The organism is Pseudomonas shiyinii, assembly GCF_056725765.1.
In genome coordinates this window covers 3,146,247-3,160,998 of the sequence record NZ_CM161522.1, presented here as the reverse complement: position 1 = coordinate 3,160,998, position 14,752 = coordinate 3,146,247, and the positions used below count along the sequence as shown (strand labels likewise).

The following is a 14,752-nucleotide window of genomic DNA, read 5'->3' as shown; positions in this document are numbered from 1 at the left end:
AAACGAACATGAGCAAAGAAGTCATTCCTTTCAACAAGCCGTTCGTGGTCGGCAAGGAGCTGTTCTATATCGCCCAGGCGGTCATGAACGGTGGGATCGCGGGTGACGGGCAGTTTACCCAGATGTGCCAGCAATGGTTGGAAAGCAACCTTGGCTGCCCCAAGGCCCTGCTGACCCATTCCTGTACCGCTGCTCTGGAAATGGCGGCCATTCTGGCCGAAGTAGGCCCGGGGGACGAGGTCATCATGCCTTCGTTCACCTTCGTTTCGACGGCCAACGCGTTCGTGCTGCGTGGTGCCGTGCCGGTTTTCGTGGACGTTCGCAGTGATACCCTTAACCTGGACGAAAGGCTGGTCGAGGCGGCCATTACCGACAAAACCAAGGCCATCGTGGCTGTGCACTATGCTGGCCAGCCATGTGACCTGGATGCGCTGTTGAGTATTTGCGACAAACATGGCCTGGTCCTGATAGAAGATGCAGCCCAAGCCATCCTGGCGCGTGAGAAGACCCGGGCGCTGGGCACCATCGGCCATTTGGGCTGCCTGAGTTTTCACGAAACGAAGAATGTCATCAGCGGTGAGGGCGGGGCGTTGTTGATCAACGATCCAAGGCTGATCGAGCGTGCCGAGATCATTTGGCAAAAAGGCACCAACCGTAAAGCATTCTCCCGAGGCGAGGTTAGCAAGTACACCTGGGTCGATGTTGGCTCGTCCTTCCTGCCGAGCGAGTTGACAGCAGCATTCCTGTACGCCCAGCTGGAGCAGGGCGAAAACATCAACGCTCATCGCCGTGCACTCTATGAATCGTATTTCCACCAGCTGGAACCACTCGAGGCGGATGGCTGCTTCATGTTGCCGCGCACTCAAGGGGGCAAGCCTGCCAATGCGCATATCTTCTATCTGTTGATGCGCGATAACGAAGAACGCGGTGCATTGATCCGCTTCCTGCGTGAGCGCGATATCCATGCCGTGTTCCATTACGTACCGCTTCATGATTCGCCGGCCGGCCTGCGCTATGCCCGCAGTGCTGGCGAGTTGCCGGTGACCCGGCAGATTGCTGATTGCCTGCTGCGCCTGCCTCTGTATTCAGACATGAACATTCGCCAGGTCGCGCAAGTATGCGCAGCGATATTCCAGTTCTTCTCGGAACGCCGGGGCAAATGACCTCGCGCCCCTCGACCGTCTCCTTACCTGATCCTGGAGTTTCACCCGATGTCCCATCGTGCGCAGGTTGACTTGGTCTCTTCCGAGCAGGCCATGAAGCGCCTTCGGCAGATGTATGCCAAGCCAGAGCATCCGTATTACATCATGGCGCCCGACTATCGGGAGACCTCCTCGGGTATTGCCTCGCTGCACTACCTTTGCCATCTGCTCAACCTTAATGGTCGCGAAGCGTACATCTGTGGCGCCAGGGAGGTGAATCCGGACCTCAAGACCCCGTTGCTGAATGATCAGGCGAGCCAGCGTCATGTACAGGAGGGCAAGGTCCCGATCGCGGTATATCCGGAGGTCGCCACCGGCAACCCATTCAATTGTTCGGTGGTGGCGCGCTTTCTGTTGAACTTCGAAGGTTTTATCAACGGCAAGAGCATGGACGCCGCGCCGAGTGACCTGTTGTTCTACTCTGGGCAGCTGATCGCCACTCATCATGGTCACCCAGAGGGTGACCTGCTGTGCCTGCCGACCATCGATATCGATCTTTTCTCGGCGCCGCCTGCTGGTAGCCAGCGCCAAGGCTGCTATCTCTACCAGAACCGTTTCCCCCTGGAACAGATCGACTATGCCCTTCTGCCGGCGGATATCCGTCTGTTGAGCATGGCCAATGCCTTGACATTGCCGGAGCTGGCCGATGTGCTTCGGCAGGCGCAGGTCCTGTATACGCACGAGTGGTCCATGACGTGTGTGATCGCGATTCTGTGTGGATGTCCTGTCATTTTCATTCCAGGGCACGGCATCGACCAGGCGTTCCTCGACGCCAGTTTTGTCGGTAGCGCCGGATTCGCCATGCTTGATCAGCCTGATGCGATCGAGCGTGCTCGTGCCGGCGTCGAGGGCGCGCTGCAGCGTTATGTCGAACGTACCGCCCCCTTCTGGAATCAACTGGATGTGTTCATCGCCAAGACTCAGGATGCTGCCTGTCGTGAGGCGATAGGCAACCGCTTTGGTGTGCTCGGTTGGTTGCGCCAACGCTATCCCCAGCCCCGACAATTGCAGCTGATCAATGAGGAACTGGCCAGGGCGAGCGTACCGCTATTCGCCATTTTGATACGCGATGATGGTGACCGGGCAGCGTTGGCACGAACGCTCGATAGCCTTGCGCGAAATGCATATTCGCATGTGCAGGTCCATGTGCTTGGGTGCGAGGAGCCGGGTTTGGCCGGCGTAAGCTGGGTCGCGTGCGATCCGGAGGCCGTGGGTGCGACGGTCAATTCAGTGCTTCAGAGCAGTTCCTGTGACTGGATGATGCTGGTGAATGCGGGGGAGGAGTTTACGGCCAGTGGCTTGCTGATGGCTGCGCTGGAACTGCAACAGGCCCCTACCGAGTGTCTGGCGCTGTATGGCGATGAAACCATCCGCCTGCCCCAGGGGGGTATCGATACCGCGTTGCGCCCAGACCTGAACCTTGATTTGCTGCTGGCGTTTCCTGGTGCACTATCCCGTCATTGGTTGTACCGACGTGAGTCAGTACTGGCTGATAACGGTTTCGACGGGAGTTGTGGGGCGGCTTTCGAACTGCAATACCAGCTGCGCTTGGTCACGGCACGAGGCCTGCACTGCGTCGGGCACCTGAGCGAGCCTCTGTTGATCGCCAATGAATTGCCGATGCGGCCGTGCATCCAAGAAAAGTCGGTCATCGAGGCGCATCTGCGCTCCAGGGGATATATGCAGGCGCAGGCGATTGCGCTGGACAGGGCGCCGGGCTGCTACCGCATCGACTATGCGCATGAGCGGCAGGCTTCGGCCAGCGTCCTCATTTATCTGCAAGGGCCGTTGCTCCAGCTTCAACGCTGCCTTGAAAGCGTGCTCGCACAAACGACCCATGGCGATTATGAGATCGTCCTGATCGACCCAGGCAACGACGACCCGGCGCACATGCAGTGGCTGGACATGATCGAGGTATCTGGTGGTGACCGCTTCGAGGTGATGCGCTTCATGCCAGGCCAGCCCAGAGCTGCTATGTGCAATGCCGCTGCGCTGGAAGCTCGAGGCGAGTTCCTGGCCTGGCTGGATGCCGATAGCGCTGTGCTGGATGGCGACTGGCTGCAGGTCTTGCTCAATCATGCACAACGACCGGAAGTCGGTGCCGTGGGGTGCATGTTGCTGAACGGGGATGGCCTTGTGCGGCAAGCGGGGCTGGTGCTTGGCTTGGGCGGTACGGTTGGGCGGGCGTTCGAAGGCCGGCGGCCCCAGGATGGAGGGTACATGGGGCGCCTCGGGCTTGAGCAGAACTGTTCTGCGGTCGGCAGAGAGTGCCTCGTGGTGCGGCGGTCATCGTTCCTGGAGGTAGGCGGCTTCGAGGCCGATACACTGCTGGCCGAATGGGTCGATGCGGATTTGTGCCTGAAGCTGCAGCGGTCAGGTTACTTGAATGTCTGGACGCCCCATGCGCGAGTCCTTGTCGATCGTCCCGCCACGCGGCCAGCCACCTCTGAGGAGGAGGACGCGTTGTATGCACGCTGGCTGCCACAGCTGGCGCATGACCCTGCCTACAACAGTAATTTCTCATTGCGTCCGGCAGAAGGTTTTGTCATTCAGGCCAATGAGTTGAGCTGGCGTCCCTTGCAAGGAAGAGTACCTACGGTGCTGGCCTGCACAAGTGACGCGGTCAATGCCCAGGTGCGCCTGCTCGAGCCTCTCCAGGCCTTGCGCAAGGCCGGGAAGTTAGATGGTGCGATTGTCACCAGCCTGCTGTCGCCCGTCGAAGTCGAGCGCTTCGCCCCTTCGAGCGTGATCCTGCATCGCCCGGTGGACGAGCCAGGAATGCTGGCCCTACGTCGTTTGCGCGCGTTCTCGCAAGCATTCAAGGTCTACGACCTGCAGCAACCTTTCCTACCAGCGATCACGGGCGACCAAAGCGCTCGGGAGCTGCTTCAGCGTGTCGCTGGAGGGATCATGCAGGCCGACAGGGTTCTGGTTGCTGGTGCGCACCTGGCTGAACTTCTGCAAGGCGCGCATGACGATGTGCGTGTGCTTGAGCCCTTGCTGCCTGCGAGCTGGGGGCGTGTGCAAGGGGCACGTCGGGCCGGTGCCAGGCCGCGACTGGGTTGGCTGGAGAACAAGGATGTGCGGTTGTTGGCCGAGGTGGTGCCGCTGCTGGCCGGTGAGGTCGATTGGATCGTGATGGGGGATTGTCCTCCGGCATTGCTGCCGCTGGTCAAGGAGGTGCATCCGAGGGTCGGCTATGAACACTTTGCCGATGGCCTGGCTGCATTGAACCTGGATATCGCCCTGGTTCCGATGATGGATACGTTGGCCAATGCCTGTTCCGGCGACATACGCGTTCTGCAACATGCGGCCTGTGGGCATGCGGTGATCTGCAGTCGGGTGCCGGGCTTTGCCGGAGGTGAAGTATTGCCTTTGTCGCGTGTCGAAAACTCGACTCAGGATTGGATTAGGGCTATTCGTTTGCATCTGAGTGACCTGGACGCTTCGGCGGCGCTGGGGGATGCCTTGCAGGCGGCGGTGCGGGCTGACTGGTTGCTCGAAGGCCAGAGTCTTGAGCGATGGCGCCAAGCTTGGCTGGCGTAAGCTGGGGGCGCAACGAAGCTGGTCGCGGTCTCGGTGCTAGGACGGCGGCCGGCCTCGCGATGGAGACGCTTGGTCTTCGCGTGACTTGGCAGTCGAAACGTGCATCTCTAATCTATTGAGTCAGCGGGCAGCTCCGTCGGCGCGGAACGCGAATAACTTGTGTTTACGGCCCGGTGCCCGAGAATTTTCGCCATTTCCATCAGGAAGCCACAATGATTGGCATCAAAAGCATCGCCAGTTACGTACCTGTCGAAGGTGTCGACAACTACGCCCAAGGTGCGAAATTCGGTAAGGATCAAGAATTTATCTTCGGCAAGATCGGTGCAACGTTCTTGCCGCGCAAGGCGCCTGTCCAGGAGACTTCCGACCTGTGCGTCGAAGCAGCCAATGCATTGTTTGCGGCCAATCCCTCCCTTGACCCGGCCTCTATCGATGCGGTGATCGTCGTGACTCAGAACGGCGACGCCGAAGGGTTGCCGCACACAGCGGCTATCGTCCAGCAGAAGCTCGGGCTGCCGACGCACATTGCAGCATTCGACATTTCCTTGGGCTGTTCCGGTTACGTTTACGGCATCTACGCCCTTAAGGGCTTCATGGAGGCGGCAGGTCTGAAGAATGGCCTACTCATCACCGCCGACCCATACTCCAAGATCGTCGACCCCGAAGATCGCAACACCACCATGCTTTTCGGTGATGCTGCCACGGCGACCTGGATGGCCGATGGTGCGGCCTGGCAGCTGGGCAAGTCGTTGTTCGGCAGCGATGGGGCAGGGGCGGAGCACCTTCGCACCACCGATGGCAAGTTCTTCATGAACGGTCGCCAAGTCTACAACTTTGCCTTGGTCAAGGTGCCGGCTCACCTGCAGCAACTGCTTCAGGCGAGCGAGCTGCAGGCCGACGATATCGATCTGTATTGCCTGCATCAAGGCAGTGCGGCGATCGTCGACGCTGTATCCGTGCGTTTCAACGAAGGTCTGCAGCGAGAAAAGTTCGTCAAGGACATGGTCGAGACCGGTAATACGGTTTCCTCCAGCATTCCGCTGCTACTGGAAAAGCACGTAATCGGTTCGCAATACAAGCGCGTTGCCCTTAGTGGTTTTGGTGTCGGCTTGTCATGGGGGTCGGCCATCATCGAGCGTGTCGACTGACGAACGGTATGCTGGAAAGAAGCGCTCGCCCGTTCGGCCAGCGCTTTTTTGTTTTTTATTTGGCGATTTTTTGGCGTCAACTCCTTGATTTGCTTGGGGTGGCAGGATGCCAGTAAAAAAAATCGAAAATGCCCCTAAAGCAAACTGCCCTTTCGACGATAACCATTACGAAGGTTCTCTAGGCCACACCCCCGGCGAATTGCCAAGGCCGGAAGCCGTAGTACCCAATCCAACGAGGAATTCGTCATGGCTTTGACCGTTAACACCAACACTACCTCTCTGGGCGTTCAGAAGAACCTGAACCGTGCTTCCGACGCACTGAGCACTTCGATGACCCGTCTGTCCTCCGGCCTGAAGATCAACAGTGCCAAGGACGATGCTGCCGGCCTGCAGATCGCTACCCGCATGACCTCGCAGATCCGCGGCCAGACCATGGCAATCAAGAACGCCAACGACGGTATCTCCATCGCCCAGACCGCTGAAGGTGCGATGCAAGAGCAGACCAACATTCTGCAGCGTATGCGTGAACTGGCCGTCCAGTCCCGAAACGACTCCAACAGCGCCAACGACCGTGACGCGCTGAACAAAGAATTCCAGTCGATGCTGCAGGAAATCGACCGTATCGCCAACAGCACCCAGCTCAACGGCAAAAACCTGCTGGATGGTTCCGCTGGCGTGATGACTTTCCAGGTCGGTTCCAACGACGGTACCAACAACCAGATCACCATCAGCCTGAGCTCGGCCATGAGCACCACTGGTGGCCTGTCGGGCCTGGCTGGCAAGACCATCGCCGGTGCTGATACCACTGCTGCCCAGAACAACTTCAGCGCGGCCATCTCGGCCATCGATGACGCCCTGCAGGCGATCAACACCACCCGTGCCGACCTGGGTGCCTCGCAGAACCGTCTGACCAGCACCATCAACAACCTGCAGAACATCAACGAAAACGCCGAAGCCGCTCGTGGCCGTGTACAGGACACCGACTTCGCCGCTGAAACTGCCCAGCTGACCAAGCAGCAGACCCTGCAGCAAGCTTCGACGTCGGTTCTGGCCCAGGCCAACCAGCTGCCATCGGCAGTCCTGAAGCTGCTGGGCTAATCTGCCTGACAGGTGTCGGCGGGGGAGTGCATCTGGTGCACTTCCCCGCCTTTTCATTGTGAGGTAGTAGACATGGACATGAGCGTCAAGCTGAACCTGTCCTATCACCCTGCACGTTCGGCCGAGCAGGTTGTCGACAAGCCGATGGTGCGGTCGACTGAAATCAAGGATGAAAGCGGCAAGCGCGATCCGATCGAGGCTCAGAGCGTCGATGAGGTCAAGAGCGCTGTTGCCGAAATCGAAAAGTTTTTGAAAGAGACCCGACGTAACCTGGAATTCTCGACTGACGAAGAGTCCGGCAAGATCGTGGTCAAGGTCATCGCCAGCGAAAGCGGTGAGCTGATTCGACAGATTCCCTCGGAAGAGGCCTTGCGGATCGCGCACAGCCTGAGCGATGTCAAAAGTGTTCTGTTCGAAGCCAAGGCATGATCCGCGGCCGGCAGTTACCATAGTTTCATGTCAGGCTTGCAGGAGCAGGATCTGACGCGTCAGCGAGAGGGATAACAGCATGGCAAGCCCGATTACTTCCAGTGTGGGTCTGGGTTCTGGTCTGGACATCGGTTCGATGGTCAAAGCTTTGGTCGGGGCCGATACCGCCGCCAAGCAAGCTCAGATCACCCGGCAGACCAGCAACAACAGTGCGATGATCTCGGGTATCGGTGCGCTACGCAGTGCCCTTACGGCGTTTCAGGACGCCATGAAGAAACTCAATGATCGCAATGCGCCCTCGTTCAATGCCTATGCGGCCAAGTCTGCCAATGAGGCGGTGGTCAAGGTTACCTCGAGCAATACTGCGGTTGCCGGTAGCTATGACATCGTCGTGAAGCAAATGGCCACCAGTTCCAAGGTGGCGAGCCAGCAATTTGCCGGTGGCGCCACAAGCGCTATTTCCGAAGGCACGCTTACCATCAGTCAGGGCGGCAAGACGTACGATCTCAATGTAGCGGCCGGTGCGACGCTGCAAAGCGTGCGTGACCAGATCAACAAGGAAATGGGCATCAATGGCATTTCTGCGAACATCATCAACGAGGAGGGCGGTTCCCGTCTCGTGCTGAGTTCGACTACCACAGGTGCCAATACCGATATCAGTCTGAGCGGTATCCCGGAGCTGCAGATCGATGGCACAACCCAGCTTTCCGGAAGCGGAGCTGGCTACATCACTGCCAAGGCGCAAGACGCCGAATTGACCATCGATGGGCTGACCATCAAAAGTGCGAGCAACACGGTAAGCAATGCCATCAGTGGCATGACGCTGGAGCTCACCGGTGTCAGTGCCAAGGCTAGCGATGGCACTGCCACGCCAACAGCATTGACGGTGTCGGCGGATAACGAAGGGCTGAAGAAATCCGTCCAAGGGTTTGTCGACGCCTACAATACCTTGCAGAAAGCCATCACTTCATTGACCTCTACCAGCCGCGATGAAAATGACAAGCTGGTGCTGGGACCGCTCACCAACGACCCGACTACGCGTTCGCTGCTTGGGGATATTCGCAAGGTACTGAGCGAGGTGGGAGCCGGAGACAGGCTCACCACGTTGAGCCAGCTGGGTATCAATACGCAAAAAGACGGCACGCTCGAGTTCAACAGCGTCAAGTTCACTGCTGCCATGGATGAGAAGAAGCTGGGGCCTGAGGTGCAGGAGCTGTTCACTGGTACCAATGGCATCTTCGAGCGCATGAACAAGGCCATCGATCCCTACAACGCGACTGATGGCAGCCTGGCGACGCGCAAGGCCAACCTCGACAAGGCCGCCAAGAACCTCGCCGATCAGCAAGCGGCCCTGGATCGACGCACCGAGTCCCTGACCGAGTCGCTGACCAAGAAATACGTGGCCCTGGATGCCGCTCTTGGCAAGATGAAAGCCCAAGCCGAGCAAATCACCTCGATCTTCGAAGCGATCAACGCCCAGGCCAAGAAGTCCTGATTCGGCTTCATCGCGTGAAAGCCCGGCAGCATCCCCCTGATGCGCCGGGCTTTTCTGCTTCTGCGCTAAAGTTTTTTGACGAACCGACGATACCCAGGTATACGCAACCTTTTTGCTGCAACGAGGTAGATCCATGAACCCGATGTTGGCCCTTCGGCAGTACCAGAAAGTCAATAGTGTGGCGCAGACCTCCGAGGCCAGCCCGCATCGTCTGGTGCAGATGCTCATGCAGGGCGGCCTCGACCGTCTGGCCCAGGCCAAGGGCGCCATGGCGCGTAACGACATTGCCCAGCGCGGCATCCTGATCGGCAAGGCCATCGACATCATCGGTGGCCTGCGCGAAGGGCTGGACCTGGAAAACCACGGCGACAGCCTGGCTGACCTGGACAGCCTGTATACCTACATGAGCCGCCGGTTGGTCGAGGCCAACGTGCAGAACGATCCGGCGATCATCGACGAAGTGGCGCGCCTGCTGATCACCGTCAAGGAAGGGTGGGATGCGATCGGCGACGAGGTTGCGCCCGTTTGATTTTTGGGAGGTTGCGATGAGCCAGGTGATCGAGCGTATCGAGCAGACCCGTGAGGCCTTGCTGGCGGCATTGGCGAGTCGGGATTGGGACGCGATCGGGGCGCTCGACCTCGAATGCCGGGTGTGTGTCGACGATGTGCTGGCCGAGGCGCGGGTCGATGAGGCGGCTGTGAAGGGTAGCTTGGAGCAACTGCTCGGGGTCTATCGACAACTCATTGATATTGCAAGTGGCGAACGTCAATCGCTGGTCGATGAAATGACACAGATTCGTCAGGCACAAAACGCCGCAAAGGTATACCATCTGTTCAGCTGACGCTGGGCAATGCAGAAAACGCGCGCCATTAATTTGACTGTGCGCGATTTTTTGACTTAACTAGTGACTGTTTTCGCAAATTCAGACGTCCGAGCACTGAATCATTTCAGTCGGAATGATGTCGAGCACGCCCTCGGGCGTCGAAATGACTAGGGAAGTTGCTAACGCATGTGGCGTGAAACCAAGATCCTCCTGATCGATGACGACAGCGAACGCCGCCGCGATCTGGCGGTGGTCCTGAATTTTCTAGGCGAAGAAAACCTCTCCTGCTCCAGCCAAGATTGGCAGCAGGCGGTAGAGTCTTTGTCTTCGAGTCGTGACGTACTATGCGTGTTGATCGGGACCGTGAATGCTCCAAGCGGTGTGCTGGGGCTCCTTAAGACAGTGGCAACCTGGGATGAGTTCCTTCCGGTTCTGCTTTTAGGTGAAATTTCTTCTGCGGAGTTCCCGGAAGACCTGCGCCGTCGCGTGCTGTTCAACCTCGAGATGCCGCCGAGCTATAGCCAGTTGCTCGATTCGCTGCACCGTGCCCAGGTCTACCGCGAGATGTACGACCAGGCCCGCGAGCGCGGCCGCCAGCGCGAACCGAACTTGTTCCGCAGCCTGGTGGGGACCAGCCGGGCCATCCAGCATGTGCGGCAGATGATGCAGCAGGTGGCGGACACCGATGCCAGCGTGCTGATCCTCGGCGAGTCCGGCACCGGCAAGGAAGTGGTGGCGCGCAACCTGCACTACCATTCCAAACGCCGCGAGGCGCCGTTCGTGCCGGTCAACTGTGGGGCTATCCCGGCCGAGTTGCTCGAGAGCGAGCTGTTCGGCCACGAGAAGGGCGCCTTCACCGGGGCGATCACCAGCCGGGCCGGGCGTTTCGAGCTGGCCAACGGCGGGACCCTGTTCCTCGACGAGATTGGCGACATGCCGTTGCCGATGCAGGTCAAGCTGTTGCGCGTGTTGCAGGAGCGCACCTTCGAGCGGGTGGGTAGCAACAAGACCCAGAGCATCGATGTGCGCATCATCGCGGCGACCCACAAGAACCTCGAGACCATGATCGAGGAAGGGACCTTCCGCGAAGACCTGTACTACCGCCTGAACGTCTTCCCCATCGAAATGGCGCCGCTGCGTGAGCGGGTCGAGGACATCCCGCTGCTGATGAACGAGTTGATCTCGCGCATGGAGCACGAGAAGCGCGGCTCGATCCGCTTCAACTCGGCCTCGATCATGTCCCTGTGTCGCCATGGTTGGCCGGGTAACGTGCGTGAGCTGGCCAACCTGGTCGAGCGCATGGCGATCATGCACCCGTACGGGGTGATCGGGGTTTCCGAGCTGCCGAAGAAATTCCGCTACGTCGACGACGAGGACGAGCAGCTGGTCGACAGCCTGCGCAGCGACCTTGAGGAGCGTGCGGCGATCAATGGCCATGCACCGAACTTCACTGGCCACGCGATGCTGCCACCTGAAGGGCTGGACCTCAAGGACTACCTGGGCAATCTCGAGCAGGGCTTGATCCAGCAGGCATTGGACGACGCCAACGGCATCGTCGCGCGGGCCGCCGAGCGCCTGCGTATCCGCCGCACCACGCTGGTGGAGAAGATGCGCAAGTACGGCATGAGCCGTCGAGAAGGGGACGATCAGGCGGAAGGTTGACGCCTGTTGCTTTTGCACAATCGGGGCTGCTTTGCAGCCCATCGCCGGCAAGCCGGCTCCCACGGAGGCCGAACACGCCGAACCTTGTGGGAGCCGGCTTACCAGCGATAGGGGCAGAGCAGGGCGTCCCGGGGATGCATACCCGGCACGCCTATTGCTACACCGCTGGCAACATACCGGTTTTATGACGGTCAGCCACGCGAGAGAGCACGATGCCCCAGGCCGCCCACATCTCCCGAACCTCCGAATCGCACGGGCGCAGCCCGGTCGAGCAGGCCAGCCGCCAGGGCCTGGAGCAGGCGTTCGCCCTGTTCAGCCAGGTGTCCAGCCAGCTCAACGAGTCCTACAGCCTGCTCGAGGCGCGGGTCAGCGAACTCAAGGGCGAGCTGGCAGTGGTCAGTGCCCAGCGCATGGCCGAGCTGGACGAGAAGGAGCGCCTGGCCAACCGGCTGCAAAACCTGCTCGACCTGCTGCCCGGCGGGGTGATCGTGATCGATGCCCAGGGCTACGTGCGCGAGGCCAACCCCGCCGCCTGCGAACTGCTGGGCGAGCCCCTGGTGGGCCAGCTGTGGCGCCAGGTGATCGCGCGCAGCTTCGCGCCGCGCAAGGACGACGGCCACGAGGTCTCCCTGCGCGACGGTCGACGCCTGTCCATCGCCACCCGTTCCCTGGACGCCGAGCCCGGGCAGCTGGTGCTGCTCAACGACCTGACTGAAACCCGTCGCCTGCAGGACCAATTGGCGCGTCACGAGCGTTTGTCGTCCTTGGGGCGCATGGTCGCTTCCCTGGCCCATCAGATTCGCACGCCATTGTCGGCGGCAATGCTCTATGCCAGCCACTTGGCTGATGAAGAGAAAGACCTGCCGCGGGAAACCCGCCAGCGTTTTGCCGGCAACCTCAAGGAGCGCTTGCACGAGCTGGAGCACCAGGTCCGTGACATGCTGGTGTTTGCCCGTGGCGAGTTGCCGCTGGGCGATCGCATCAGCCCCAAGGCGTTGTTCCAGGCTTTGCAGCAGGCCGCCCAACCCCATGTCCAGGGGCATGCAGTACGCTGGCAGTGCGACAGCCACCTGGGTGAATTGTTGTGCAACCGCGACACCTTGGTCGGTGCCTTGCTCAACCTGATCGAGAATGCGCTACAGGCCAGCCAGGGCCCGGCGCGCCTGAAGGTCCACCTGTATCGCCGCGAGCAGGCCTTGCACCTATGCATCAGCGATGCCGGCTGCGGCATCGATGCTGACCTGCTGGCTCGCCTGGGTGAACCCTTCCTCACCACAAAGACCACCGGCACTGGCTTGGGCCTGGCAGTGGTCAAGGCTGTGGTGCGTGCGCACCAGGGCAACCTGGGCATTCGCTCCAAGGTCGGGCGCGGCACTTGCGTGCAAGTAGTGTTGCCGTTGATCGATGGTTGGCCACGGGAGGTCGTGTAATGGCGGTGAAGGTCCTGCTGGTGGAGGACGACCGCGTCCTGCGCCAGGCCCTGGGCGATACCTTGGAGATCGGTGGGTTCGTCTACCGTGCCGTGGGCAGCGGCGAGGAGGCACTCGAGGCCGTTGCCGGCGAAGCATTCAGCCTGGTGGTCAGCGACGTGAACATGCCGGGCATGGACGGGCATCAGTTGCTGGCGCAACTGCGCTGCCTGCATCCGCAGTTGCCGGTGCTGCTGATGACGGCCCATGCGGCCGTGGAGCGGGCCGTCGAGGCGATGCGTCAAGGTGCCGTCGACTACCTGGTCAAACCGTTCGAGCCCAAAGCCCTGATCAGCCTGGTGGAGCGCCACGCCGCCGGCCGGGTGGGCGGTGCGGGCGAAGAGGGCCCGGTGGCCTGCGAGCCGGCCAGCCGGCAGTTGCTGGAGCTGGCGGCGCGGGTCGCACGCAGCGATTCCACCGTGCTGATCTCCGGCGAGTCCGGCACCGGCAAGGAGGTCCTGGCGCGCTACATCCATCAGCAATCGCCCCGTGCGGCGCAACCCTTCGTGGCGATCAACTGCGCGGCGATCCCCGACAACATGCTCGAGGCGACCCTGTTCGGCCATGAGAAGGGCGCCTTCACCGGCGCCATCGCCGCCCAGGCGGGCAAATTCGAGCAGGCCGACGGCGGTACCTTGCTGCTCGACGAGATTTCCGAAATGCCCCTGGGCCTGCAGGCCAAGCTCCTGCGTGTGCTGCAGGAGCGGGAGGTCGAGCGGGTGGGTGGGCGCAAACCGATCGCCCTGGACATCCGCGTGCTGGCCACCACCAACCGCGACCTCGAAGGCGAGGTGGCTGCCGGGCGCTTCCGTGAAGACCTCTACTATCGCTTGTCGGTCTTCCCGCTGGCCTGGCGACCGTTGCGCGAGCGCGGCGCCGATATCCTGCCGTTGGCCGAACGTCTGCTGGCACGCCATGTGGCAAAGATGAAGCATGCCCCGGTGCGCTTGTCGGCCGAGGCGCGCGCCTGCTTGCAGGGGTATGCCTGGCCGGGCAACGTGCGCGAGCTGGACAACGCCTTGCAGCGGGCCTTGATCCTGCAGCAGGGCGGGTTGATCGAGGCGGCGGATTTCTGTCTGGCGGGTGTCATTCCCCTGTCGGCGCCCCAGCACGCTGCCTCGCAGACCGTGAACGAAGTGCCTGTCGAGCCGGGAGGGCTTGGCGATGACATGCGTCGCCATGAGTTCCAGATGATCATCGACACCCTGCGCGCCGAGCGAGGCCGACGCAAGGAAGCCGCCGAACGGCTGGGGATCAGCCCGCGTACCCTGCGCTACAAGCTGGCGCAGATGCGTGATGCCGGGTTCGACGTCGAGGCCAGCCTGTATGGCTGAGCCATAAGCCGCAAGCAAGCGCATTGGGGCTGCTACGCAGCCCAATCGCCGGCAAGCCGGGCTCCCACGGGTGCAGTGCTGTCCTCGGAGTTGAGGAGGTTACTTGCAGCTTGCCGCTGGAAGTTTTGCAGGGCTGGCACTCTTGTTGCTAGTTCCAGCCCATTCGCTGCATGAGCGTCAAAAAAATGCAGCCGCCGGAGAGAAGAGATCCATGACCCAAGGTGTTGAATTCAATCGTCTGATGCTGGATATGCGGGCCATGCAGGCCGAAGCCATGTCCCAGCCCAAGGTCGCGGCTGCGCCTGAGCTGGCCCCGGACCAGAGCAGCTTCGCCGACATGCTCGGCCAGGCCATCGGCAAGGTGCACGAGACCCAACAGGCCTCCACCCAGCTGGCCAACGCCTTCGAGATCGGCAAGAGCGGTGTCGACCTGACCGATGTGATGATCGCTTCGCAGAAAGCCTCCGTATCGTTCCAGGCCCTGACCCAGGTGCGTAACAAACTGGTCCAGGCGTACCAGGACATCATGCAGATGCCGGTTTGAG

12 protein-coding genes are annotated in these 14,752 nt (G+C 60.7%); all 12 read left to right on the top strand.

All coding sequences use genetic code 11. The features are described from left to right. The first annotated feature begins 8 nt into the window (after window positions 1-8). Entirely contained in the window at window positions 9-1,163 is a 1,155-nt protein-coding gene (gene rffA / locus ACXHGZ_RS14225; RefSeq protein WP_480460328.1) for a dTDP-4-amino-4,6-dideoxygalactose transaminase, read from the top strand. A gap of 48 nt (window positions 1,164-1,211) precedes the next feature. After that, the gene (locus tag ACXHGZ_RS14220; RefSeq protein WP_480460327.1) at window positions 1,212-4,748 is read left to right on the top strand and encodes a glycosyltransferase; all 3,537 of its coding nucleotides are present in this window, start codon (window positions 1,212-1,214) and stop codon (window positions 4,746-4,748) included. A 212-nt stretch (window positions 4,749-4,960) separates the two neighbouring features. Then, a complete protein-coding gene (locus tag ACXHGZ_RS14215; RefSeq protein ID WP_480460326.1) occupies window positions 4,961-5,896 on the top strand; it encodes a ketoacyl-ACP synthase III in 936 nt (311 codons plus the stop codon). 246 nt (window positions 5,897-6,142) lie between these two features. Continuing rightward, window positions 6,143-6,994, top strand: a complete 852-nt coding sequence (locus ACXHGZ_RS14210) for a flagellin domain-containing protein (RefSeq protein WP_480460325.1) — start codon at window positions 6,143-6,145, stop codon at window positions 6,992-6,994. 72 nt (window positions 6,995-7,066) lie between these two features. Next, window positions 7,067-7,423, top strand: coding sequence for a flagellar protein FlaG (locus tag ACXHGZ_RS14205; RefSeq protein ID WP_480460324.1), 357 nt, complete (start codon window positions 7,067-7,069; stop codon window positions 7,421-7,423). Between the two features lie 79 nt (window positions 7,424-7,502). Further along, entirely contained in the window at window positions 7,503-8,918 is a 1,416-nt protein-coding gene (gene fliD / locus ACXHGZ_RS14200; RefSeq protein WP_480460323.1) for a flagellar filament capping protein FliD, read from the top strand. Window positions 8,919-9,051: 133 nt separating this feature from the next. Beyond that, complete coding sequence (fliS, locus tag ACXHGZ_RS14195) at window positions 9,052-9,447, top strand: flagellar export chaperone FliS (RefSeq protein ID WP_480460322.1); 396 nt, start codon at window positions 9,052-9,054, stop codon at window positions 9,445-9,447. A 16-nt stretch (window positions 9,448-9,463) separates the two neighbouring features. Next, window positions 9,464-9,760, top strand: a complete 297-nt coding sequence (locus ACXHGZ_RS14190) for a flagellar protein FliT (RefSeq protein WP_480460321.1) — start codon at window positions 9,464-9,466, stop codon at window positions 9,758-9,760. Window positions 9,761-9,928: 168 nt separating this feature from the next. Then, window positions 9,929-11,404: a transcriptional regulator FleQ gene (gene fleQ / locus ACXHGZ_RS14185; RefSeq protein WP_480460320.1), complete on the top strand. Its 1,476-nt coding sequence runs from the start codon at window positions 9,929-9,931 to the stop codon at window positions 11,402-11,404. 212 nt (window positions 11,405-11,616) lie between these two features. Further along, window positions 11,617-12,834 carry a sensor histidine kinase gene (locus tag ACXHGZ_RS14180; RefSeq protein WP_480460319.1) on the top strand — a complete coding sequence of 406 codons (1,218 nt, stop codon included), beginning with the start codon at window positions 11,617-11,619 and terminating at the stop codon, window positions 12,832-12,834. Further along, the gene (locus ACXHGZ_RS14175) at window positions 12,834-14,207 is read left to right on the top strand and encodes a sigma-54-dependent transcriptional regulator (protein ID WP_480460318.1); all 1,374 of its coding nucleotides are present in this window, start codon (window positions 12,834-12,836) and stop codon (window positions 14,205-14,207) included. The genes ACXHGZ_RS14180 and ACXHGZ_RS14175 overlap by 1 nt, the downstream gene beginning before the upstream one ends. Before the next feature lie 211 nt (window positions 14,208-14,418). After that, window positions 14,419-14,751, top strand: a complete 333-nt coding sequence (fliE, locus tag ACXHGZ_RS14170; RefSeq protein ID WP_480460317.1) for a flagellar hook-basal body complex protein FliE — start codon at window positions 14,419-14,421, stop codon at window positions 14,749-14,751. The last annotated feature ends 1 nt before the right edge of the window (window position 14,752 follow it).

Bases quoted from the DNA above. Each gene is read 5' to 3' on its own strand.
- ACXHGZ_RS14220 (WP_480460327.1), top strand. From the start codon at position 1,212: ATGTCCCATCGTGCGCAGGTTGACTTGGTCTCTTCCGAGCAGGCCATG.
- ACXHGZ_RS14210 (WP_480460325.1), top strand. From the start codon at position 6,143: ATGGCTTTGACCGTTAACACCAACACTACCTCTCTGGGCGTTCAGAAG.
- ACXHGZ_RS14180 (WP_480460319.1), top strand. From the start codon at position 11,617: ATGCCCCAGGCCGCCCACATCTCCCGAACCTCCGAATCGCACGGGCGC.
- fliE (WP_480460317.1), top strand. From the start codon at position 14,419: ATGACCCAAGGTGTTGAATTCAATCGTCTGATGCTGGATATGCGGGCC.
- ACXHGZ_RS14205 (WP_480460324.1), top strand. From the start codon at position 7,067: ATGGACATGAGCGTCAAGCTGAACCTGTCCTATCACCCTGCACGTTCG.
- fleQ (WP_480460320.1), top strand. From the start codon at position 9,929: ATGTGGCGTGAAACCAAGATCCTCCTGATCGATGACGACAGCGAACGC.
- ACXHGZ_RS14175 (WP_480460318.1), top strand. From the start codon at position 12,834: ATGGCGGTGAAGGTCCTGCTGGTGGAGGACGACCGCGTCCTGCGCCAG.
- fliS (WP_480460322.1), top strand. From the start codon at position 9,052: ATGAACCCGATGTTGGCCCTTCGGCAGTACCAGAAAGTCAATAGTGTG.
- fliD (WP_480460323.1), top strand. From the start codon at position 7,503: ATGGCAAGCCCGATTACTTCCAGTGTGGGTCTGGGTTCTGGTCTGGAC.
- ACXHGZ_RS14215 (WP_480460326.1), top strand. From the start codon at position 4,961: ATGATTGGCATCAAAAGCATCGCCAGTTACGTACCTGTCGAAGGTGTC.
- rffA (WP_480460328.1), top strand. From the start codon at position 9: ATGAGCAAAGAAGTCATTCCTTTCAACAAGCCGTTCGTGGTCGGCAAG.
- ACXHGZ_RS14190 (WP_480460321.1), top strand. From the start codon at position 9,464: ATGAGCCAGGTGATCGAGCGTATCGAGCAGACCCGTGAGGCCTTGCTG.